Source organism: Bradyrhizobium sp., assembly GCF_019244115.1.
Classification (GTDB): domain Bacteria; phylum Pseudomonadota; class Alphaproteobacteria; order Rhizobiales; family Xanthobacteraceae; genus Bradyrhizobium.
In genome coordinates, this window is record NZ_JAFATE010000170.1 from 1 (window position 1) to 23,442 (window position 23,442).

Sequence of the window (23,442 nt, forward strand, 5' to 3'; positions counted from 1 at the left end):
CGGCCAAGCGCATAGAGCAGGCTCGCCTTGGCCTGGATGATCGAGGTGCCGCCCATCGAGCCGGAATTGTCGATCACGAAGATCACCTCGCGGGGGAGCTGCTTCTGCTGCGCTTGCTCGACCGAGGGCGGCGTGACGAACGCCAGCAGATAGTCGGAATTGCCGACATGCTCGCGGAACAGCCCGACCGACGGCGCCTTCTCGGCGGCCGGCTTCCAGGTCAATTCGAAATCGCGATCGGCGGGCACGACGCCGTTGGCGAGCGTGATTTCGCGCGATGTCGGATCCGGACTATCGATCTTCACCGGGTGAAAATGGCTCTTCACCTCGCCGAGCGGAAAACCGGATTTGAGGTGCACCGTAACCTTGGTCGGATTGACAAGCGCACTTTGCGCGGGATCGAGCACGACCGGCGAAATGCGGTCGCGGTCGGGGACCGGATCGGTCGAGCTCGTCCCCCAGCCCTGGTTGCCCGGCTTGAAATCGACGCTCTGCGCGAGCGGAAGCGGATTGTAGCGCGGGGCGACCCCCATGGGCACGCGCAGCGAGAATTCGTTGCCGCTCTGCGCGACCGGCTCCTGATATTCGATCTGCACCAGGACGATCTCGCCGGGCGCGATATTGGCGACCGAATTGGTAAAGATGTTGGGACGTTCCTGCTCGGTCAGCGCGGCCTTTTGGCCATTCGCTTTGGCCTGTTCGTAGACGGCGCGCGCCTTAAGCCGCTCCTTGATGTCGCCGATGATGACGCGCTCGCCGACCACCATCTTCAGCGTGTCGACTGCGCCGCCCGATGGCAGCGGATACACATAGGTCGCCTCCATCCAGTCCTGGGTCGGATTGCGAAAAATCTGGGTGATGCGGGCGCGCACCGTCGGGCCGGACACCGTGAGGTCGACATCGATGCCGAGCCTGACCGCGTCGACATAGCCGTCGTCCGTCTTGAACAGCAGCGATCCGGAGCGCGCCTCGCCAGGCTTGATCAGATGCGGCTGTTGAACCTCGGCTGACCACGCCGGCTCGAAGCCCAAAAACAGCGCGGTGAAGCCGACCAGCATCACGGCGACACCCTGGACCAGAAGGAACAACAGCACATTCAGAAATGTCGACAGCACCGGGTGCCGGTCGGTCTCGATCTCGTCATAGGGGCTCATTTGGCTCGCTCCCGAAGGGTTTCGCTGCATCGAGAATCGCGCAGGAGGACGGTGCGTCGCGAGCAGAATGATCGGCCATGTTCGGCCGCGGCCCGTTCAGCCTCGTTCTGGTGGATACGGGTTTGTGCGGTTTTGTGCTGAAATGTGCGTCTGCTACAATGCGCAGGATGCAGCAGGGGTTTTGATGTCAGCGCCGGACAAGCAGCTTTCCGCCGAGCAGAGCGCGGAGGTGGCGGAGACGATTCGCGAGGAGATCGCGCGCCGCCGCATCTCGCGCCAGACGCTGGCCGAGCAGGCCAGGCTCAGCCTGTCCACCTTGGAGAAGGTGCTCGGCGGCCGGCGGCCATTCACGCTCGCCACCATGGTGCGGCTGGAGCAGGCACTCGGCGTATCCCTGCGCAAGATGCAAGCCGTAGCGTCGGCGCCGGCCGTGGCGGCCAACGGCGATATCGCACCTGACAGTCTCGGCGCCTATTCGCGGCGCGCGGTGGCCTGGCTGGATGGCGGGACGTATCTGACGCTACGGCCGTCGTTCGGCGAGAAGGACGCGATCTTCGCCTACTACACCAGATTTACCTGGGATGAGGCCAGCTCGGCGCTGCAGTTTCACGAGGGCGAGCGTCTCGACGCCATCTTCAGCCAGTGGGGCGAAGTGGCGGTGCCGAACCAGTCGGGCTTCATCTATCTCGTCACCAACCGGCACGGCCAGCACCGGCTGATCACGATTTCGCGGCCGACGCGGCTTGGCGAGATGTACGGCGTTCTCGCCACCCTGCTCGCGGGGCGCGGCTCGAATCTGACGCCGATCGCCGCGCCCATTGCGCTGGTGCCGCTGGTGAATATTCCGGATGCGACGGTCGGGCGGATTTCGCCCGGCGCCGCCAACTACGCCGTCTATCGCGAGCACATGCGGCGCACGACGGAGGAGCAGTTCGCGGTATTCGTGACGGGGTAGTTCTTCTCCCTCTCCCCGCTTGCGGGGAGAGGGTCGGGGTGAGGGGGGGTCTCCAAGCACCGCGCTGGTGGAGAGCCCCCCTCACCCGCATCGCTGAAGCGATGCGACCTCTCCCCGCAAGCGGGGAGAGGTGACAGACTTCATTGGGAATGCAATTCAGCCGCCCGCCTCGGCGCTGATGATGTCGCCGAACAGCTCCCATTTGCCGCCCTTGAACTGCATCATCTTCAGCTGCTCGACCGGCGCAAAATCGGTCGGGCTGGTGTCGATCCTGACGCCGGGGATGAAAGTGTCCGGCGCAAGATTCTTCAGGCTGGCGGCCTGCTTCATGACATTGGCGCGGGTGAGATCGTCGCCGCACTGCTTCAGCACCTGCACCATGGTCTGCGCGGCGGCATAGCCGTAGGACAGGTTGAGATCTGAGATGTTGGCGCCGGGCATGTATTTGTCGATGAAGGCCATGAACTTCTTCATGCCCTCGTCATCCTTCCACTGCGGATCGGAGCCATCCTTCATGTACTGGGCCGACAGCACGCCCTCGGAGGCTTCGAGCCCGGCGGGCTTCATGACCGCGCCGATCGAGACCGACACGTCGGTCAGGATGTGCAGCGGCTTCCATTCCAGCTCGGCCGCCTTCTTGATCGCCTGCGCGGCGAATTTCGGCGTCGTGATGTCGACCAGCACGTCGGCGCCGGTGCCCTTCAGCTTCACGATGTGGGAATCGATCGAGGGCTCGGTCGTCTCATAGCTCTCCTCGGCGACGATCATGTTTTTCGCCTTGTCGCCGAACACCTCCTTCAAGCCTATCACGTAGTCCTTGCCGAAATCGTCGTTCTGGAAAAACACCGCGACTCTTGCGTTGGGCTTCTCCTTCAGAATGTATTTTGCAAAGATCCGGGCCTCGACGCGGTAGCTCGGCTGAAAGCCCATGGTCCAGGGATAATCCTTTGGGTCATTCCACTTGCTGGCGCCGGTGGCGACGAACAGCTGCGGCACCTTCTTGGTGTTCTGATATTTCTGCACGGCGGTCTGGGTCGGCGTGCCCAGCGCGTTGAACACCAACAACACCTCGTCGCTCTCGATCAGCTTGCGGACCTGCTCCACCGTCTTGGGCGGGCTGTAGCTGTCGTCATAGGAAATGAAGTTGATCTTGCGGCCGTTCACCCCGCCCTGGTCGTTGATCATCTTGAAATAGGCTTCCTCGGTCTTGCCGATGACGCCGTAGGCGGACGCCGGCCCCGAATAGGCCTCGACATTGCCGATCTTGATCTCGGTGTCGGACGCGCCGGTGTCGTAGCTCTTCTGCGCGAGCGCGCCTTGGGTCATGAGCAGCGAAAAGGCCGCTGCGGCAGCGAGCGGAGCGAGTTTCTTGTTGTTCATCGAGGACAGTCCTTGGTTTTCTTGTGGTTGGAGACAGAGTTGTAGTCGAGAGCGGCCGACAGTTCCTTCGTGCTTCGCGGATCATTACCGGCTTGGCCGTTAACGGCCTGTTGCCGTGGCGCACTGTGTCCAATTCCACGGCCTTGTGGCACCGTGACTGTTATGCGTGGGCTGCGGCGCAGGTTGGGCAGCGCGCAGAGACAGTCTTGCGTCGAGGCGCTGCAAGGCACTTAATCCGGCGCGCGGAAATTCCGCTGGAACACACCCAGCCACTGGACGCAAGTTGGGCCAGCGCGTTCCGGCCAATTTGGCTGTCAAGAGGATCAGCTTCATGGCAAGCCCGTTCTACACCGCCGAGCACGAAAGCTATCGCGAGATGGTGCGCCGCTTCGTTGCGCGCGAGATCGAGCCGTTTGCGAACGAATGGGACGAGGCCGGCGCATTTCCGCGCGAGCTCTACGCCAAGGCCGCCGGCATCGGGCTGCTTGCGCTCGGCTTTCCGGAAGACGTCGGCGGCGTCCCGGCCGACCAATTCATGAAGATCGTGGTGTCTCAGGAGTTGGCGCGCCCGGGAGCCGGAGGCATCAGCGCAAGCCTGATGAGCCACACCATCGGTGCGCCGCCGATCGCGCGTGCGGCGCGGCCCGAGGTCCGCGCGCGGGTGCTGCCAAAGGTGTTTTCGGGCGAAAAGATTTCCGCGCTCGCGATCACCGAGCCCGGCGGTGGCTCGGATGTCGCAAACCTGCGCACCCGGGCGCGCCGCGAGGGCGATCATTATGTCGTGAACGGCGAAAAAACCTTCATCACCTCGGGCATGCGCGCCGACTATCTGACGGTTGCGGTGCGCACCGGCGGCGAGGGTGCCTCCGGCGTCAGCCTGTTGCTGATTGAGGGTGATACGCCCGGCCTGGCACGCACCAAACTGAAGAAGATGGGCTGGTGGGCCTCCGATACCGCGACGTTGCATTTTGGTGATTGCCGCGTGCCGGCTGAAAATTTGATCGGCGAGGAGGGCCAGGGTTTTCGCCTGATCATGCACAATTTCAACAGCGAGCGGATGGGCATGGCGGCGAGCTGCACGGCCTATGCGCGTGTCTGCCTGGACGAAGCGATCGCCTATGCCAAAGAGCGCAAGACCTTTGGCAAGCCGCTAGCGCAACACCAGGTGATCCGGCACAAGCTCGTCGACATGGCGCAGCGCGTCGCCGCCTCGCAGGCGATGTTGGAAATGTTGGCGTGGCGGCTCGGGCAGGGCGAAAGCCCGGTCGCCGAGATCTGCATGATGAAGAACCAGGCCACGCAGACCATGGCGTTCTGCGCCTCGGAGGCGGTGCAGATCTTTGGCGGCGCCGGCTACATGCGCGGCCTCAAGGTCGAGCGCATCTATCGCGAGGTCAAGGTCAATGCGATCGGCGGCGGCACGGAGGAGATCATGAAGGACCTGGCCAGCCGGCAGATGGGCCTTTGATGGCAGTACTCGTCATGCCCGGCCTTGTGCCGGGCATCCACGTCTTCGTTTTCGTGAAGAAAGACGTGGATGGCCGGGACAAGCCCGGCCATGACGAGAGTGAAACGACAAGCTTGATGTGTACCTTGCTTCGCGCGAAAGGAAACGCTTGATGATCACACTCTATCATTGCGACGGCGCGCGCTCGTTCCGTCCGCTCTGGATGCTGGAGGAGCTGGGGCTTGCTTATGAACTCAAGATGCTGCCGTTCCCGCCGCGCGTGTTCGCCAAGGACTATCTGGCGCTCAACCCGCTCGGCACCATTCCGCTGATGATCGACGGCGACGCCAAAATGACCGAGTCCTCCGGCATCTGCCACTATCTCGGCACAAGATACGGGCCGACGCCGTTAATGGTCGGCGCTGACGAGCCCGCCTATGGCGCGTTCCTGAATTGGATGTATTTTTCCGACGCGACGCTGACCTTTCCGCAGACGCTGGTGCTGCGCTATAGCCAGCTCGAGCCGGAAGAACGGCGCAATCCGCAAGTCGCGACCGATTATGCAAAATGGTTTTTGGGCCGCCTCCGGGCGGTCGAGGCGGCGACCGCGATTGCCGAGACCCTGTGTGCCGGACGGTTCACCGCGGCGGATGTCGTGATCGGCTATGCGCTGCGGCTCGCGTCCTCGATCGGGCTGGCCAAGGATTTCGGTCCCGATGTTGCGGCCTATTGGGCGCGGCTGCAGAGGCGCGAGGGATATCAACGGGCTGTCACTGCGGAACAGAGGGCCGGTATCGAGCAGAACGTCGCGCCGCGGACCAGGGTGTGAGTTTGCCGTTTCATTCCGGGATGGTCGCATCGGGTCCGCGCGAAGCGCGGCCCGATGCGACCAGACCCGGAATCTCGAGGTTCTCAGGTGCGCAATTGCGCACCATAGTTCGATGCTTGCGCATCGCCCCGGAATGACAGCGGGTGACAGCACCTGAATTTCCGCTATCTTGCCTCCGTCGCAGTGGCCTCGCAGAAGGTCGCGCGAGGAGGTTCGACCATGGACGAGACGGCTGCGGAACGCCAATCCCGCCATTTGATGCTGATCACGCCCGAGCGGGTGTTTTATGCCGGGCTGCTCGGCCGCCCGCGGCGGCGCTGCTCAGGTGCGTTTCACGTCTATGTCGCGATCAAGGGCGGTTTGCGGCTGGCGCCCGAAGGGGAACGCGAAACTTCCGGCGAACTCGTCCTCGCGCCGCCCTGTCTCCCCCATGCCATCACCAGCGATCATCGCTCGGTCATCTGCGTGACGATGGAGCCGGAGACCGTTCGGGTCGGCGCGCTTGACGAGCTTGCCGAATACCTCACCGGCCCTGACCGCGCGTTGTCAGCCGAACGCATCCGTGCCGCCTATGGCCGGCTGCTGGAGCGCGGCTTCCAGGACCACATCACCAGCGCGGCGTTCGATCGCATGTTTCTTGGTGAGGCGCTGCCGGCCCGCGCACTCGATCAGCGCGTGAGGAAGGCGATCGCAATGCTCGTGAATTTCTCGGAGCCGGTGACCGCGGCCGGCTGCGCGGCAGCGGCGGGACTGTCGCAATCGCGCTTTTTGCATCTGTTCAAGGAGGAGACCGGCATCTCGTTCCGCTCGTTCCGGGCCTGGAAGCGCGCGCGGCACCTGCTGCATTTCGCCAATCGGGACCTCAACCTCGCGCATCTCGCGCAGGACATCGGCTATCCCGACAGCACCCATTTCAGCCATTCGATCCGCCGCTTCTACGGACTGAAGCCGCGCGCGATCTTTGCCGGCTCGCGCGATCTCGCGATCTATCGCAGCGGCGAGACGGGTCTTCTGGAGACCGCGCGATAGCGCGTGGACGCAAGAAGCGTTCTGGTCGGCTCCGCAAGATGTCTCATCGTCCGCGCCGATGGCAGGACCTTCGGGGTCATTCATGAACGACAAGGCCGTCATCACCTGCGCGCTGAATGGCGTGCTGACCGATCCGAGGCAGCATCACGTTCCGGTGACGCCGGAGGAGATGGCGCGCGAGGCGACGGCGGCCTTCGACGCCGGCGCCAGCGTCATGCACATCCATCTGCGCCAGCAGGCGCCGGGCAAGGGCCATCTGCCGTCCTGGGAGGTCGGCGTCTCGCGCGAGATCCAGCAGGCGATCCGGCAGGCCTGCCCAGGCGTCATCATCAATCACACCTCAGGTGTGTCAGGCCCCGATTACGCCGGGGCGCTCGCCTGCATCCGCGAGACGCGGCCGGAGATCGCGGCCTGCAACGCGGGCTCGCTGAACTATCTGAAGGTCAAGGCGGACAACAGCTGGGCCTGGCCGCCGATGATGTTCGACAACTCGGTCGAGAAGGTTCAAAACTATCTCGACGCGATGAAGGACGCGGGCACGATTCCGGAGTTCGAATGTTTTGACGTCGGCATCGTGCGCTGCGTCGGCATGTACGTCCAGACCGGCATGTATGCGGGGCCGCTGGAGTACAATTTCGTGATGGGCGTCGCCTCCGGCATGCCCGCCGACCCGGACCTGCTGCCGATCCTGTTGAAGCTGAAACGGCCCGAGGCGCACTGGCAGGTTACCGCGATCGGGCGCGCCGAGATCTGGCGGCTGCATCAGCGCTGCGCCGACCTCGGTGGTCACCTGCGCAGCGGGCTCGAGGACACGTTCTATCTCGGCGACGACACCAAGGTGACATCGAACGGCCAGTTGATCGAGGCGCTGGCCGCCTGCGCGTGGCGCGCCGGCCGCGAGGTCGCCTCACCCGCCGAAGCGCGGCAGATTTTCGGTGTGAAGCATTAGTATACGGGAAAACTGTAGCCGCGGCGGAGGTGCGGTCGGGGAGGGGGTAACACACGACGAGCTGTATCTGGAGACCCCACCCCCGACCCCTCCCCGCAAGGGGGAGGGGAGTCCACTGGCATCGTGCTCCAACGGAATGATGAAGAGCAGAGAGACCGCCGTACATGGCCGTCATTGAAAACACCGTCTCGCCTGCAAGCGAAGCCTTCAAGGCCAACCAGCAGGGCATGCTGGGCCTAATCGCGCGGCTGCGCGCGCTGGAGCAGCGCACGCGCGATGCGTCGGCGCTGGCAAAAGACCGCTTCCACAAGCGCAGCCAGCTCTTGCCCAGGGAGCGCGTGGCGCTGGTGCTCGATCCCGGCGCGCCGTTCCTCGAGCTGTCGACACTCGCCGGCTACATGTTCGATGTGCCCGACGTCGAGAAGAGCGTGCCCGGCGGCGGCGTGATCGCGGGCATCGGCTTTGTCTCGGGCATCCGCTGTATGGTCAGCGCCAGCGATGCCGGCATCGATGCCGGCGCGCTGCAGCCCTTCGGGCTCGACAAGACGCTGCGCGTGCAGGACCTCGCGCTGGAGAACAAGCTGCCTTACGTGCAGCTCGTCGAAAGCGCCGGCGCCAATCTGCTGCGCTATCGGGTCGAGGACTTTGTCCGCGGCGGCAACATCTTTCGCAATCTGGCGCGGCTGTCGGCGGCAGGGCTTCCCGTCGTCACGGTGACGCACGGCTCCTCCACCGCGGGCGGCGCCTATCAGACCGGGCTCTCCGATTACATTGTAATGGTGCGCGGGCGGACCCGCGCGTTTCTCGCCGGTCCGCCACTGCTGAGAGCGGCGACCGGCGAGGTCGCGACCGAGGAAGAGCTCGGCGGTGCCGAAATGCACACCTCGATATCGGGCCTTGGCGACTATCTCGCCGAGGACGACCGCGATGGCCTGCGGATCGCCCGCGAGATCATGTCGGCGCTGCCATGGGATCGGCTGCGCGGAAACGCGACGCAATACAAGCCGCCGCGCTACGATCAGGACGAGCTGCGCGGCATCATGCCGATGGATCACAAGCGTCCCGTCGACATGCGGCAGGTGATCGCGCGCATCGTGGATGATTCCGACTTCAGCGAATTCGGCACCAATTACGGCCCGGCGACCGTGTGCGGCCATGCCCGCGTCGCGGGCGAGGCGCTCGGTATCATCACCAACAACGGGCCGCTCGATGTGCCCGGCGCCAACAAGGCCACGCATTTCATCCAGGCCTGCTGCCAGAGCCGGACGCCGCTGCTCTATCTCAACAACACCACCGGCTACATGGTCGGCCGCGCCTATGAAGAGGCCGGCATGATCAAGCACGGCTCAAAAATGATCCAGGCGGTGACATCAGCCACCGTGCCGCAGATGACGATCTATTGTGGCGCCTCGTTCGGCGCCGGCAATTACGGCATGTGCGGGCGCGGCTTTCATCCGCGTTTCTGCTTCTCCTGGCCGAACGCCAAGACGGCGGTGATGGGCGGCGAGCAGGCGGCCGAGACCATGGCGATCGTCACCGAGGCCGCGGCTGCGCGGCGCGGCAAGCCGATCGACAAGGGCAGGCTCGAGGCGATGAAGGCCGAGATCATCGGCGTGTTCGAATCTCAGACGGACGTGTTTTCGACCAGCGCGCGGCTGCTCGATGATGGCGTCATCGATCCGCGCGATACTCGCGCCGTGCTTGCCGAGGTGCTCGCGATCTGCCGGGAAGGCGACGCGCGCACGCCGCAGGCGATGCAGTTCTCGGTGGCCCGGCCATGAATTCGAACAGGGGCGCGACGACGCTGCGGAGAACGCCGTTTTCAAGAATCCTGGTCGCCAATCGCGGCGAGATCGCGCTGCGGATCATGCGCACGGCGCGCCGGCTTGGTTACGGCGTGGTCGCGGTCTATTCGGATGCCGATCGCGACGCACGTCACGTCCGTGAGGCCGATCAGGCCGTGCGCATAGGCGCGTCGCAGCCATCGCAGTCGTACCTGAACATTGATGCGATCATTGCTGCGGCGAAAGCTGGCGGCGCCGATGCCGTGCATCCCGGTTACGGTTTTCTCGCCGAAAATGAGCGGTTCGCACAGGCCTGCGTGGACGCCCACCTGGTGTTCATCGGCCCGTCGGCGCAGGCGATCAAGGCGATGGGCAACAAGGCCGGCGCGAAAGCGCTGATGCAGGCCGCCGGTGTGCCCTGCGTGCCCGGCTATCAGGGCGACGACCAGAGCGACGCTGCAATGGTGAGAGAAGCCGAGACGATCGACTTTCCCGTGATGATCAAGGCGGCCGCGGGCGGCGGTGGCCGCGGCATGCGTCTGGTCGCGGACGGCTGCAGTTTTCCGGGGGCGCTCCGCAGCGCGCGCTCGGAAGCCAAGACCGCGTTCGGCGATGACACGGTCATTCTGGAGCGGGCGATCACAAATCCGCGCCATATCGAGATCCAGGTGTTCGGCGATCGCCATGGCCACGCCATTCATCTCGGCGAACGCGACTGCTCGGTGCAGCGGCGGCATCAAAAATTGATCGAGGAGGCGCCGTCGCCCGCGGTCTCGCCGCAGCTGCGTGCGCAAATGGGCGCGGTGGCGGTGGCAGCGGTGAAGTCGCTCGCTTACGAGGGCGCGGGCACGCTGGAGTTTCTGCTCGATGGCGACGAAAATTTCTATTTCATGGAAATGAACACGCGCCTGCAGGTCGAGCATCCCGTGACCGAGGCGATCACCGGGCTCGATCTCGTCGAGTTGCAACTACGGATCGCGGCCGGTGAGCCGCTGCCGCTGCGGCAGGAGGATGTCATGTTCGCGGGCCATGCCATCGAGGTGCGGCTCTGTTCGGAAGACGTGTCGCACGATTTCATGCCGCAGTCAGGCCGGATGGCACTGTGGCAGGCGCCCGAGGGCGTTCGCGTCGAGCACGCGTTGCAATCGGGCGCAGAGATTTCGCCATTCTACGACTCCATGATCGCCAAGATCGTCAGCCATGGCGCGAGCCGCGAGCAAGCGCGGGCCAGCTTGATCGTTGGGCTCGAACAAACGGTCGCGTTCGGCGTCACCACAAACCAGGGGTTCTTGATGTCGTGCCTGCGCCATCCCGTCTTCGCGCGGGGCGAGGCAACGACGGCGTTCATCGCGCGTCATCGCGACGATCTCTTCGTGCAACGCGTGCGGTCGTCCCAGGATGTGGCTCTCGCGGCGCTCCTGATCTTCGTAACCAACCCACACACGCCGGCATGGCGCAGCGGGCGGTCACTCGGCCCGAGCTTCCCCGTTCCCCTGCGTCTCGAGATCGCCGATGCGTTGCATGACGTCGAGGTGCTGCGCGAACGCGACGGTTCTTATCTGATCGAAACGACTGGCGCGTCGCATCGTCTCGAGATCGACGCCATCGATGCGAGCACGATCCGCTTTCGCGCCGGCGCGATGATGGACACCGCCCGCTTCCATCGCGATGGCAATGCGCTCCATTTCCTGCACCGGGGCGTGCCGCTGCTCGTCCACGACCTGACGCTCGCGATGCCGCAGACCGCGGCAGCCGCCGGCGGAGATGGCAAGGTGCGCGCGCAGCTCAACGGCCGGGTCGTTGCGGTGCTGGTCAAGCTTGGCGAAACCGTCGCGGCCGGCCAGGCGGTCATGACACTGGAAGCGATGAAGATGGAGCATGTGCACCGCGCTGCCATAGCCGGCACGGTCACCGCGATCGATGTCGCCGAGGGCGAACAGGTCACGACGGGGCGGGTCGTGGTCGAGATCGCGGCGGCGTGAAACTGTAGCCGCACTGGAGAGGTGCGCTCCTCCCCCGCTTGCGGGGGAGGGGCGGGGGTGGGGGACCAAACCACGAGCTGAAGCCGGGGACCCCCACCCCAACCTCTCGCCGCAGGGGAGAGCTCACCGCGCTCGCGGAGACATCGGTGCATCGAGCTGCGCTGACAGCGCGCTCACGCCTTGCGCGTATGGCCCCAGGTCTCGTCCCAGTCCTGGCCCGCGGCATCGACGACGCGGCCATCGGCTTCGAAGAATTTGTTCGGCACCTGGAATATTGCAAGGATCAGCGCGCCCTCAGGGCACCATGCGGAATGACGGCTGCCGGCCTCGCGCCAGATGTATTCGCCGGCTTTGCATTCCATGCCGGCGACCGCGCCGTCCTTGTCGACGAGGCTGCCTTCGAGCACATAGGTCTGCTCGATGTTGACGTGCTCATGATCGGGCAGCACGGCCCCCGGGGCAAAGCGCATCAAGGCGGTCATGAGCCCGCTGCTCCGATCGAACAGCAGCGTCTTGGCCTCGCAGCCGGGAAAGCGCGTCTGCTGCCAGTCCATCTCCTGCGGCCGGACGAGATGCGAATGCGCACCGGCCTCCTGCGGGCTCTTCGGTGTCACGGCGTCCATGGCAGTGCCTCCGTTGCTGTGAACCTGAACGCTATCATAGCAGACGCGTGATGTGAGCGAAGATAAACCCGATGTCATCACCCGCGTAGGCGGGTGATCCAGTATTCCAGAGACCTTCGTGTGATGCGGAAAAGCCACGGCGTACTGGATCGCCCGGTCGAGCCGGGCGATGACCGTTGTGAGTGCCGCGACATCAACCTATTCCGCCCGTCCCGTGCCGTCGCCCAGCAGACACGCCACCTGGTGCCGCGGTCCGGCCGCGAGCAGCGCCGGCCGCTCGGTCTTGCAGCGCGCCATCGCGTAGCGGCAGCGGATGTGGAAGGCGCAGCCGGGCGGCGGATTGACCGGGCTCGGCACATCGCCATCGACCAGCGGCGTCAGGCGCTTTACCCGGGGGTTGGCGACCGGCACGGAGGCGAGCAGTGCCTGCGTGTAGGGATGGCGCGGATTGTTGAACAGCTCATTCTTGTCGGCGATCTCGACGATGCGGCCGAGATACATCACTGCGACGCGGTGGCTGATATGGGCGACGACGGCAAGATCATGCGCGATGAACAGATAGGAGAAGCCGTAGGCCTGCTGCAGGTCGACCAGCAGGTTGATCACCTGGGCCTGGATCGAGACGTCGAGCGCCGAGACCGGTTCGTCGCAGACGATGAGGTCCGGCCGTAGCGCCAGCGCGCGCGCGATGCAGATGCGCTGGCGCTGACCGCCCGAAAACTGATGCGGAAAATTCCTCATCTGGTCAGGGCGCAGGCCGACCTGGGAAAACAGCTCGGCGACGCGCGCCTCCTTGTCGCGGCCCGACGCGAGGCCGTGCACGCTCAGGGGTTCGCCGACGATGTCGCCCGCGCTCATGCGCGGGTTGAGCGAGGCGAACGGGTCCTGGAACACGATCTGCATGGCGCGGCGGTGCTGCCGCAGCTCGGTCTTGCCGAGATGAGTGATGTCGTGGCCCTTGAGCTGGATGCGCCCCGACGTCGGCTCGACCAGGCGTAGCACGCTGCGGGCGACCGTCGACTTGCCGCAGCCGGACTCGCCGACCAGGCCGAGCGTTTCGCCTCGCCGAAGCGCAAAACTCACGCCATCGACGGCATGCACCGTGCCGGCGCGCCGCCTGAGCAGGCCGCGGCGGACCGGATAATGCTTGACAAGGTTCTCGACCTCCAGCAAGGCGGTCTCCGCGCTCATGATGCAGCCGCCATTTCGCCGGCGCGCCAGCAGGCGGCCGTGTGGTTGCCGCCGAACTCCGCAAGCGGCGGATACTCGTCGTGACAGCGCTTGATCGCGAGCTTGCAGCGTGGCGCAAAGGCGCACCCGTTCGGCAGTTTGGTCAAGGCCGGCACCATCCCGGGGATTTCCGCCAGCCGCGCGTCGCTCCGGCCTCGCTCCGACGGCAGCGCCGGAATCGAGGCCATCAGGCCGCGCGTATAGGGATGCAGCGGGTTCGCAAACAGGTCGTCGACATTGGCCTCTTCGACCTTGCGGCCGGCATACATGACCACCACGCGCTGTGCGGTCTGCGCGACCACGCCGAGATCGTGGGTGATCAGGATCAGGCCCGTGCCGAGCTCCTTCTGCAGCTCCAGCATCAGCGCCAGGATCTGGGCCTGGATCGTCACGTCGAGCGCGGTCGTAGGTTCGTCGGCGATCAGGAGCGCCGGCCGGCACGCCAGCGCCATCGCGATCATGGCGCGCTGGCGCATGCCGCCGGAAAGCTGGTGCGGATAGTCCTGCGCCCGGCGCGCCGGCTCCGGAATCCGCACCAGGCGCAGCATCTCGACCGCCTTGTCCCAGGCCTCTCTCTTCGTCATGGTCTGATGCAGCCGCACCGCCTCGGTGATCTGGTCGCCGATCCGCATCACCGGATTGAGCGAGGTCATCGGCTCCTGAAAGATCATCGAGATGCGGTTGCCCCTGATGTCGCGCATCCCGCTGTCATCGAGCCCGAGCAGATCCTTGCCTTCGAGCAGCACCGCGCCGCCGACGATGCGGCCGGGCGGATCGGGGACCAGGCGCATCACCGACAGCGCGCTGACGCTCTTGCCGCAGCCGGATTCGCCGACGATCGCCAGCGTCTCGCCGCGGCGGACCTGGAACGAGAGATTGTCGACTGCCTTGAACAGGCCGGAATTGGTGAAAAACACCGTCTGCAGGTTTTGGACGTCGAGAACGATGTCGTCGGACTTCGCCATGCTCATCAGCTGCGCTGCCTCGGATCGAGAATGTCGCGCAGCGCGTCGCCGAACAGGTTGGTGCCGAACACCGCGAGGCTGATCGCGATGCCGGGAAAGATCACGAGCCAAGGCGCGGTGCGGACATATTCCGCCGCCGATTCGGAGAGCATGCGGCCCCAGGACGGATAGGGCTCGGGAATGCCGAGGCCAAGGAACGACAGCGAGGCTTCGGTGAGGATGGTCGAGCCGAGCTGGGCGGTGGCGAGCACGATCAGCGGCGCCAGCGTGTTGGGCAGCACGTGGCGCAGCGCGATGCGCGTCTCGCTCATGCCGATCGATTTCGCGGCCTCCACGAACGGTAGTTCGCGCAGCGCCAGCGTGTTGGCGCGGATCACGCGCGAGACCGTCGGAATCAGCGGGATCGCGATCGCGATGATGACGTTCGGCAGCGACGGACCGAGCGCCGTCGTCATGACCAGCGCCAGCACGAGCAGCGGCAGCGCCTGCAGGATGTCGGTGCCGCGCTGGAACACCAGGTCGACCCAGCCGGAGAGATAACCTGACGTGAGGCCGACGATGACGCCGATCGAGGCGCCGAGCGCGGTCGAGCCGAGGCCGACGGCGAGCGAGATGCGGGCGCCATGGATGATCCGGCTAAAGACGTCCCGGCCGAAGGAATCGGTGCCCATCCAGTGCAGGCTCGAGGGTCGCGCCAGCGCATGCGCGGAATCGACGGTCAGCGGATCGATGCGTGCGATCACGTCGGCAAACAATGCGGTCAGCACGAACAGCGCCATGATGACGAGACCGATAGAGCCGAGCAGATGCCGCCCCGCGAGAAAAACGAGCCGCCGCCAGCCATGGGTCGCATTGGCTCCGGCGCGGCGCAGTTCGCTGTCGTAGTTGATCGCGTCCAAAAGTGCTCCTTTTAGTCCGAATAGCGGATGCGCGGATCGAACACGGCGTACAGCATGTCCACGGTAAAATTGGCGAACACCACGACCACCGCGATGAACATCACGAGATTCTGGACGATCGGGTAGTCGCGCCAGCGGATCGCCTCGACCAGGAAGCGGGCGACGCCGGGAATGTTGAACACGGTCTCGGTGACGATCAGGCCGCCGATCAAAAACGCCGCCTCGATGCCGACCACGGTGATGACTGGCAGGATGGCGTTCCGCAGCGCGTGATTGAAATTGACCGACGCATCGGAGGCGCCTTTCGCGCGCGCCGTTCGAATATAGTCTTGCCGCAACACTTCCAGCATCGAGGAGCGGGTGATGCGCATGGTCAGGGCCGAGCTGCGGAAGCCGACCGCCATCGCGGGGATGGCATAGGTGGCAAAGGCCTCCGCCCAGGTTTTCGGGTTCGGATTGAAGAGCGGAATGTCGCCGAACATCGCGACCGACGCGGTCAGGATCAAGAGCCCGAGCCAGAACGAGGGCAGCGACAGGCCGGAGAGGCTGACCACGCGCAGCGCATAGTCGAGTTTCGAGCCCTGATAGACCGCGCTGATGACGCCGAGCGGAATGCCGACCGAGGCGGAGAACAAGAGTGCAAGGCCGGCAAGTCGCGCGGTGATCGGGATCCGCGGCAGGATCTCATCGAGCGCCGGCTTCTCGGAGACATAGGAATAGCCGAGGTCGCCGCGCAAGAGGCCGCCGATCCAGTGCAGATATTGCACGACCAGCGGCTGGTCGATGCCGAGCTCCTTCTGCAGGTTAGCCTTGTCGGCCGGATCGACATAGCCGGCGGCCGCAAAGAGAATATCGACGATGTTGCCGGGCACGATGCGCAGCAGGAAGAAGATCACGATCGAGATCCCGAAGAGGGTCACGAGCATCAATCCCAGCCGTCGCACGAGATAGGCAAACACCGTTTCCGCTCCTATTACCTCGCCCGGCGAGCCCGGGCTCGGTTCACCTCTCCGCACGTGCGGGCGCGCGGGAGAGCGGCACCCGAAACGGACTGTAGGGTGGGCAAAGCGCAGCGTGCCCACCGCCGCGACGATCGAGCCATCGATGGTGGGCACGGCGCGAAGAAGCGCCTTTGCCCACCCTACAGCTATCGATACGATTGCACTGCACGTATTTCACTTGTCTAGCCACAGATCCTCATAGCGGAAGCCGTTGTAGGAGCTGTTCACCATGATGGTCACACCCTTGACATAGGGCTGCCAGCAGGTGCCGTTGCGGCTGTGGAAGATGATCGGGCGCGCCACGTCCTCCTGCAGCTTCTTGTCGATCTCCCAGACCATCTTCTTGCGCTTGCCGATATCGGTCTCGACCGACTGCTCATCAAACAGTTTTTCGATGTCCTTGTTGCAGTAGTTGGTGTAGTTCCGCTCCGAACCGCAGGAGTAGTTCTCGTAGAACGACTGGTCGGGATCGTCGACCGCATTGCCCGTGAGATTGAGGCCGAGCGCATAGTCCTTGCGCGCCACTTTTGGGAACCACTGCGCGGTGTCGACGACGTCGAGCTCGGCGTCGATATAGATCGGCTTGAGCTGGTCGATCAGGATGACGGCGGGATCGCGGTACTGGGCGATGTTGCGGGTCGAGACCTTGACCTGCAGATGCTTGTCCGGACCGTAGCCCGCCTTCTGCCTCAGCTTGCGCGCCTCTTCCCGGTTCGCATCAATATTGGGCCCGTAGCCCGGGATGCTCTCCAGCATCTCCTTCGGCATCGCCCACAGCCCGTCCGGCGCCGGCTCCATGGTGCCGCCGATATCGGCCTGGCCCTCGAACAGGATCGAGATGAAGGCCTTGCGGTCGAGCGTCAGCGCCAGCGCGCGGCGGATGTCTAAATTGTCGAATGGCGGGTTCGACGAGTTGACGATGATGTTGGTCGAGACATTGGTCGGCTCGACCACGCAGACCGCGCTGGGCGCCTGGCTCTTGACGTCCTTCAAGAGCGGGATCGTCACTTCGGTCGGAAACGTCATGTCGAACTTGCCGGCGACGAAGGCGAGGATGGCGGTCGAACGGTTCGGGATGATGGTGAATTCGATGCCGTCGAGATAGGGCCGGCCTTTTTTCCAGTAGTCCGGATTGCGGACCAGCTTGATGGACTCGTTGGCCTTGAACTCGACGAATTTGAACGGGCCGGTGCCGATCGGGTGCGTGCGCATCTCCGCCGGGGATACATGGCACGGATAGACCGGCGTATAGCCGGAGGCCAGAAAGGCGAGCAGCGAGGGCTGCGGCCGCTTCAGGTGAAAGGCCGCCTCGAAATCGCCATTGGTCGTGACCTCATCGACCTGGTCGTACCAGGCCTTGCGCGGATTCTGCCGCAGTTTCTGCTGCGACTTGCCCATCAGCATGTCGAAGGTGCATTTGACGTCGGCGGACGTGAACGGCTTGCCGTCATGCCATTTGACGCCTTGCCGCAGCTTGAAGGTCAGCGTCTTGTTGTCGCCGCTCCAGGCCCAGCTCTCGGCGAGCTCCGGCACGATGGAATCCATGCTGTTCTGAGCGACGTCCTGCTTGTAGATGACGAGATTGTTGAACACCGGCATGAAGGGAACGTTGACCGAGTAGGTCGCCCCTTCGTGGATCGATGCGCTGCCCGGACTGTCGCGGTGATACATGCGTAAGGTACCGCCCTGTTTCGGCTCCCCAGCCGAGGCCATTGTGGCCGCCAATAACGACAAGATGGCAGCGGCCAAGGCGCTGACGCCCCGCATGCTTTCCTCCTTCGAAGGCTTGCTTCGACCGGCCTTGTCGGCGGCCGGTTGCAGGCAACGATAACCATGGCGCGAGGACGGGGCAACCGGTTCGGCCAGGGGCTGCCTTGGCAATTCGGATGAATTCGTCACCAGCGCGAAGGTTAACGTGCGCGGCGCCGCGCAACTGCGGCGTTATGTCCAGCTCGAGCCTGGCGCGCGAGCGCGCTGCAGCGGCATCATGTCTCACATCATGAGAGCATGGCCGCCGTCACAGCGGCTGATCATCCTCCGTCGAGGTCTCTTCCTGCAACGACACGAAATCGCCGCCGCCAAGATCCTCCTCCGGCGGTGGGTGGATCCAGAGGTGGTCGTGAACGTCCTTGACGCCGGGAACGCATTCGGCCGCGACGCGTGCCGCGCGTCGCATCTTGTCGTCCTTGACGACGCCATTCAAGTGCACGACGCCGCCGCGGACGGTGACCGTGAAGCGGCAAGGATGCAAGGCGGCCTTGTCGATCGCGGCGACGACCTGCGCGCGAATCCCGTCGTCATCCGTGGTCGGCTTCGTGATGTCATGGGCGAGGCTGGCGATGGCCTGCACAAAATCCGCGTAGGTTATGATGCCGACCAGCCGGTCTCCGTTGACCACCGGAACCCGCTTGATGTTGTTGGCCTCCATGATCTCGACGACCTGCTCCAGCGGGGTGTCTTCCGCAACCGTCGCCGGCTTCGGCGTCATGATGACGCCGACCTTGCGGCCGTGCGCGCGCACGAAATCGGACGTGATCTGGCTTCGCCCGACCAGCTGCGAGAGCCAGCGTCCGTGCCGCCGTTCGGTGCCGATCTCCGCGCGGCGGATGAAATCGCCGTCAGAGACCATGCCGACGAGTTTTCCGCTCGCATCGACCACCGGCAGTCCGGCGACGTGATGCCGCAGCATCGCTTTCGCGGCGTCGATGACCGGCATTTCCGGAGCAACGGTCACCACGTTCCGGGTCATGATCTGGTGGGCATGCATGGGAGACCTCGGCCTTGCGCGCGCGGATGGAAATCAGGACTGGCGCTGGCATTATGCCCGCATAAAGGGCGGGGCGGCAGGGGCTCTCGACCGAAATCGATCGCGGAAGACCCTGGTCCGAGCGCGCCGAGATGGACCGCTGGACGGCTCAGGCGCCGCTGTCACACGATCCGCGAGGTCTTGTTACCCCAATAGCGGTCGCGCAGCAGGCGCTTGTAGAGTTTTCCGGTCGGCAGACGCGGCAGCTGCTCCTCGAAATCGATCGAGCGCGGCACCTTCTGTCGCGACAGCGACTGGCTGCAGAAGGCGATCAGCTCCTCGGCCAGCGCCTCGCAGGGCTCGATGCCGGGCATCGGCTGCACCACCGCCTTGACCTCCTCGCCGAGATCCGAATTGGGCACGCCGAACACGGCCGCATCGGCGATCTTCGGATGGGTGATCAGGAGATTCTCGCATTCCTGCGGGTAGATGTTGACCCCGCCCGAGATGATCATGAAAGTCGCGCGGTCGGTGAGATAGAGATAACTGTCGGCATCGACATAGCCGACATCGCCGACCGTGCTCATGCTGCCGTCAGGCGAGCGCGCCTCCCGGGTCTTCTCCGGATCGTTGAAATACTCGAACGCCGAGGCTGTCTTGAACCACACCGTACCGGCCGTGCCGGTCGCGCATTCCTTCATGTTCTCGTCGAGAATGTGCAGGTCGCCGAGCAGCACCTTGCCGACGGTGCCCTTGTGCGCAAGCCATTCCGCGCTGCTGCAGGCGGTGAAGCCGAGCCCTTCGGTCGCGCCATAATATTCCTGGATGATCGGGCCCCACCATTTGATCATGTCCTCCTTGACCTGAACCGGGCAGGGCGCGGCGGCATGGATCGCAATTTCGAGGGACGAGAGATCGTGGCGGTGGCGCGCTTCCGGCGGGAGCTTGAGCATGCGCGAAAACATCGTCGGCACCAGCTGGCTGTGGGTCACGCCCCATTGTTCGATCAGCGCGAGATAGCGCTCCGGATCGAAACTTTCCATGATGATGACGGTGCCACCCATGCGGATCGTGAGATTGACGGCGGCCTGCGGCGCCGAATGATAGAGCGGCGCCGGCGAGAGATAGATCATGCCCTCACGGTACTGCCAGAGTTTTATGAGGAAATCGAACAGTGGCAGGTTTTGCACCGGCGGCTGCTCCGGGAGCGGGCGCAGGATGCCCTTCGGCCGCCCCGTGGTGCCCGACGAATACAGCATCGCGGTGCCGACATACTCGTCCGCGATCGGCGTCCTGGGCAAGCCACGAGTCGCCTGATCGAGCCCCACGATGCGCTCGCTCGCGCCGCTGCCGTCGGCAACGAGGCAGAGCTCGACCCTGGGACACTCCTTGATCGCCTCGCGCGCGATATCGAGCTTGAGGGCCGAGGTGATCAGGAGGCGCGACTGGCTGTTGTTCAGGATGTAGGCGAGCTCGCCCGCCGTCAGATAGGAATTGACGCAGGTGAAATAGAGGCCGGAACGTTCGCCGGCGCCGCAGGCCTCGAGATAGCGGCTGTTGTTCTCCATGAAGATCGCATAGTGATCGAGCCGCTGCAGTCCGTACTTGCGAAACAGATGCGCCAGCCGGTTCGTGCGCGCGTCGAGCTCGCGGTAGGTCACTGTTTCGCCGGTGCCCGCCATGATGAAGGCGGGTTGCAGCGGGCGCAGACGAGCTTGCTTACCGGTATACATCGCTTTGCGCACGCTCCTTTGCCGCGGCCCAGGACCTCGCACAGCGCAAGCACCGCCATCGCGCCGAAAACGACACGCGCTCGCAGCACGCCGCTGTCCTCCCCGGGACATTCTCATTGTTTGCTTGTGCCAGTCTAGCGAGGTTGGAACCGCGCGTCATGCCCGAAGATGGGGCGTGAAAGGCGCGCATGCGCGGGGGAACGCGCGGGCGACCGTGATCCGTTCGGGCCATTCGTGGCGATTTCACACAAGAAAAACTGTCACGTCTCGTTGATAGGGCTATGCCGGGGCACACCTAGCCAAACGGGCAGGTTCCGGTTCACGCTGTCATGTGCGAGGTGAGGCCCGCGCGTGCATGCAATTCCCGCAAAGCGCGAGCACATGACGCGGCGTTCGATGCATGACGATTTTGCTTGAGTTTGGCGCGGTGTTGATCAGACTGCGAGGCTTTCGCATCTCGTATGAGCCGGAGCGGCCGCGGCACGGTTTTGGAGGAGACGTCCTGTCCATGTCGGAGTCATCGGAGCCTTCTCGAAGAACGAGTTCAGCCCTCGCACGCGCCGGCGGCATGCTGTCGGTCATTGTGCTTGCAGCCGCCGTGTCGGGCTGCGGCCAGGCGCCCCCGGCCTCGCAGGCTGCCGCGCCTCCGCCGCCGGTCACCGTGGCGCAGCCGGCCAAGCGCACGGTCACGGATTGGGATGAGTTCACCGGCCGGTTCGATGCCGTCGAGGAGGTGCAGGTTCGCCCCCGCGTCGGCGGCTACGTCACCAGCGTCGAATTCAAGGACGGCGACATCGTCCGTGCCGGCGATCTGCTCTACGTGATCGATTCGCGCCCGTTCGAGGCGGTGGCCGAACAGGCGAACGGCCAGCTCTCGGACGCCCGTGCCAAGGTGGAGCTCACCAAGCGCGAGCTCGATCGCTCGCTGAGCCTGACGCTGAACCAGACCGTTACCGAATCCACCGTCGACCAGCGCCGTCAGGCCCTGCAGGCCGCGCATGCCGCGGAAATGCAGGCGGAGGGCGCGCTGAAGGCGGCCCAGCTCAATGTCGAGTTCACTCATGTGCTGGCGCCGATCACGGGCCGGGTCAGCCGGCATCTTGTTACGCCGGGGAATCTCGTGCAGGGCAGCGACACGGGCACCTCGACCCTGCTCACCACCATCGTCTCGCTCGATCCGATCTACGTCTATTTCGATGTCGATGAGGCGACCTATCAAAGGAACAGCAAGCTCTGGTTCGAGGGCAAGCGGCCGAGCTCGCGCGATACCGCCAATCCGATCCAGGTGACGCTGACCGGCGAGACCAAGCCGTCGCATGACGGCAAGATGGACTTTTTGGACAACCGCCTCGACGTGTCGACGGGAACGCTGCGCAGCCGCGCCATCGTGCCGAACCACGACCTGTCGATACTCCCTGGACAGTTTGGCCGGGTCCGGCTGATCGGCAGCTCGCCCTATGAAGCGCTGCTGATCCCCGACACCGCGGTCGCGACGGATCAATCGCGCAAGATCGTGTTCGTGGTGAAGGATGACGACACCGTGGAGGCAAGGACCGTCATGCTCGGACCGCTCGACGATGGCCTGCGCGTGATCCGCGAGGGGCTGAAGGCTGACGACCGCGTCATCGTCGACGGCATCCAGCGGGTGCGCGTCGGCGCCAAGGTCAGCCCGCATCAGGCGCAGAGCAAGTCATGAATCTCGGCCGTCTCTCCATCAACCAGCCGATCCTGGCGATGGTGTTGTCCATCGTGCTGCTGATCGTGGGCGCGATCGCCTACCAGACCCTGCCGGTCGCCGAATATCCGGAAGTGGTGCCGCCGACCGTGGTGGTCACGGCGCAATATCCGGGCGCTTCGGCGCAGACCATCTCCGACACGGTCGCCGCGCCGATCGAGCAGCAGATCAACGGCGTCGAGGACATGCTGTATATCTACAGCCAGGCGACCTCGAACGGCCAGCTCACCATCACCGTCACCTTCAAGCTTGGCACCGACCTCGACAAGGCCCAGGTGCTGGTGCAGAACCGCGTCGCGATCGCGACCCCGCAGCTGCCCGAAGAGGTGCAGCGCAACGGCGTGGTCACGCGCAAGAACTCGCCCGACATCCTGATGGTCGTGTTCATGCTGTCGCCGGACGACAGCCTCGACCAGCTCTACATCTCCAACTACGCGCTGCTGCAGGTCCGCGACCAGCTGCTCCGGCTCAACGGCATCGGCGACATCCAGATCTTTGGCGCGCGCGACTATTCGATGCGGCTGTGGCTCGATCCGGACAAGATCTCGAACCTCGGCATGACCGCCGGCGACGTCATCACGGCGATCCGGGCCCAGAACCTGCAGATCACCGGCGGCCAGTTCGCGAGCCCCCCGATCTCGGACCGCGCCTTCCAGCCCAACCTGACCTTCACCGGACGGTTGAAGGAACCGGCCCAGTTCGAAAAAATCGTCGTCAAGTCCGGCCAGGACGGCCGTATCGTGCGGCTGACCGACATCGCCCGGATCGAGCTCGGCGCGCTGGATTATTCCACCAACAGCTTCGAGCTGCGCAAAACTGCGGTCGCGCTGCTGGTGACCCAGCGGCCGGGATCGAATGCGCTTGCGACCGCCAAGGGCATCAAGGACACCATGGTCAAGCTGAAGGCCAGCTTTCCTAAGGGACTTGACTACGACATCGGCTACAATCCGACCGAGTTCATTTCGCAATCCATCCACGAGCTGATCAAGACAATCTACGAG

The 23,442-nt window shown here is 64.5% G+C and carries 20 protein-coding genes; 10 read left to right on the forward strand and 10 right to left on the reverse strand.

Features of this window, described 5'->3' with window-relative positions; translation table 11 throughout:
• A partial coding sequence (locus tag JOZ76_RS07470; RefSeq protein WP_291697984.1) for a VIT domain-containing protein occupies positions 1-1,154 on the reverse strand: 1,154 nt, incomplete at its 3' end.
• A 184-nt stretch (positions 1,155-1,338) separates the two neighbouring features.
• On the opposite strand from JOZ76_RS07470, the gene JOZ76_RS07475 reads away from it, so the two are divergent.
• On the forward strand, positions 1,339-2,109 hold the full coding sequence (locus JOZ76_RS07475; RefSeq protein WP_291697985.1) for a helix-turn-helix domain-containing protein: 771 nt from the start codon (positions 1,339-1,341) through the stop codon (positions 2,107-2,109).
• Between the two features lie 156 nt (positions 2,110-2,265).
• Here JOZ76_RS07475 and JOZ76_RS07480 read toward each other — a convergent pair whose 3' ends face one another.
• Positions 2,266-3,489, reverse strand: a complete 1,224-nt coding sequence (locus JOZ76_RS07480) for an ABC transporter substrate-binding protein (protein ID WP_291697986.1) — start codon at positions 3,487-3,489, stop codon at positions 2,266-2,268.
• Positions 3,490-3,820: 331 nt separating this feature from the next.
• Between JOZ76_RS07480 and JOZ76_RS07485 the strand changes: the two genes are divergently transcribed.
• The 7 genes from JOZ76_RS07485 to JOZ76_RS07515 all read left to right on the forward strand — a co-directional run bounded on the left by JOZ76_RS07485 (position 3,821) and on the right by JOZ76_RS07515 (position 11,509).
• Positions 3,821-4,957, forward strand: a complete 1,137-nt coding sequence (locus JOZ76_RS07485; protein WP_291697987.1) for an acyl-CoA dehydrogenase family protein — start codon at positions 3,821-3,823, stop codon at positions 4,955-4,957.
• Positions 4,957-5,109 carry a hypothetical protein gene (locus JOZ76_RS07490; RefSeq protein WP_291697988.1) on the forward strand — a complete coding sequence of 51 codons (153 nt, stop codon included), beginning with the start codon at positions 4,957-4,959 and terminating at the stop codon, positions 5,107-5,109. Before JOZ76_RS07485 ends, JOZ76_RS07490 begins: the two co-directional genes overlap by 1 nt.
• Entirely contained in the window at positions 5,109-5,765 is a 657-nt protein-coding gene (locus tag JOZ76_RS07495; RefSeq protein WP_291697989.1) for a glutathione S-transferase family protein, read from the forward strand. Before JOZ76_RS07490 ends, JOZ76_RS07495 begins: the two co-directional genes overlap by 1 nt.
• Positions 5,766-5,984: 219 nt before the next feature.
• Complete coding sequence (locus tag JOZ76_RS07500; protein ID WP_291697990.1) at positions 5,985-6,794, forward strand: helix-turn-helix domain-containing protein; 810 nt, start codon at positions 5,985-5,987, stop codon at positions 6,792-6,794.
• An 82-nt stretch (positions 6,795-6,876) separates the two neighbouring features.
• On the forward strand, positions 6,877-7,743 hold the full coding sequence (locus tag JOZ76_RS07505) for a 3-keto-5-aminohexanoate cleavage protein (protein ID WP_291697991.1): 867 nt from the start codon (positions 6,877-6,879) through the stop codon (positions 7,741-7,743).
• Positions 7,744-7,907: 164 nt separating this feature from the next.
• Positions 7,908-9,524, forward strand: coding sequence for an acyl-CoA carboxylase subunit beta (locus tag JOZ76_RS07510; protein WP_291697992.1), 1,617 nt, complete (start codon positions 7,908-7,910; stop codon positions 9,522-9,524).
• Entirely contained in the window at positions 9,521-11,509 is a 1,989-nt protein-coding gene (locus JOZ76_RS07515; protein ID WP_291697993.1) for an acetyl/propionyl/methylcrotonyl-CoA carboxylase subunit alpha, read from the forward strand. The genes JOZ76_RS07510 and JOZ76_RS07515 overlap by 4 nt, the downstream gene beginning before the upstream one ends.
• A 173-nt stretch (positions 11,510-11,682) precedes the next feature.
• Here the strand turns inward: JOZ76_RS07515 and JOZ76_RS07520 are convergent, their stop codons facing one another.
• From JOZ76_RS07520 to JOZ76_RS07555, 8 genes are all read right to left on the reverse strand, one after another.
• Entirely contained in the window at positions 11,683-12,132 is a 450-nt protein-coding gene (locus JOZ76_RS07520) for a cupin domain-containing protein (protein WP_291697994.1), read from the reverse strand.
• Between the two features lie 198 nt (positions 12,133-12,330).
• Positions 12,331-13,323: an ABC transporter ATP-binding protein gene (locus JOZ76_RS07525; RefSeq protein ID WP_291697995.1), complete on the reverse strand. Its 993-nt coding sequence runs from the start codon at positions 13,321-13,323 to the stop codon at positions 12,331-12,333.
• Positions 13,320-14,327: an ABC transporter ATP-binding protein gene (locus JOZ76_RS07530; RefSeq protein ID WP_291698003.1), complete on the reverse strand. Its 1,008-nt coding sequence runs from the start codon at positions 14,325-14,327 to the stop codon at positions 13,320-13,322. Before JOZ76_RS07530 ends, JOZ76_RS07525 begins: the two co-directional genes overlap by 4 nt.
• A gap of 5 nt (positions 14,328-14,332) precedes the next feature.
• The gene (locus tag JOZ76_RS07535) at positions 14,333-15,226 is read right to left on the reverse strand and encodes an ABC transporter permease (protein ID WP_291697996.1); all 894 of its coding nucleotides are present in this window, start codon (positions 15,224-15,226) and stop codon (positions 14,333-14,335) included.
• A gap of 11 nt (positions 15,227-15,237) precedes the next feature.
• Positions 15,238-16,185, reverse strand: a complete 948-nt coding sequence (locus JOZ76_RS07540; RefSeq protein WP_291697997.1) for an ABC transporter permease — start codon at positions 16,183-16,185, stop codon at positions 15,238-15,240.
• 216 nt (positions 16,186-16,401) lie between these two features.
• Positions 16,402-17,994: an ABC transporter substrate-binding protein gene (locus JOZ76_RS07545; RefSeq protein WP_291697998.1), complete on the reverse strand. Its 1,593-nt coding sequence runs from the start codon at positions 17,992-17,994 to the stop codon at positions 16,402-16,404.
• Between the two features lie 250 nt (positions 17,995-18,244).
• Positions 18,245-18,994, reverse strand: coding sequence for a CBS domain-containing protein (locus JOZ76_RS07550; RefSeq protein WP_291697999.1), 750 nt, complete (start codon positions 18,992-18,994; stop codon positions 18,245-18,247).
• Positions 18,995-19,155: 161 nt separating this feature from the next.
• The gene (locus JOZ76_RS07555; RefSeq protein WP_291698000.1) at positions 19,156-20,706 is read right to left on the reverse strand and encodes an AMP-binding protein; all 1,551 of its coding nucleotides are present in this window, start codon (positions 20,704-20,706) and stop codon (positions 19,156-19,158) included.
• Positions 20,707-21,274: 568 nt separating this feature from the next.
• Between JOZ76_RS07555 and JOZ76_RS07560 the strand changes: the two genes are divergently transcribed.
• A complete protein-coding gene (locus JOZ76_RS07560; protein ID WP_291698001.1) occupies positions 21,275-22,402 on the forward strand; it encodes an efflux RND transporter periplasmic adaptor subunit in 1,128 nt (375 codons plus the stop codon).
• Positions 22,399-23,442: efflux RND transporter permease subunit (locus tag JOZ76_RS07565; RefSeq protein ID WP_291698002.1), on the forward strand; the 1,044-nt coding region annotated here is incomplete at its 3' end. The genes JOZ76_RS07560 and JOZ76_RS07565, both read left to right, overlap by 4 nt.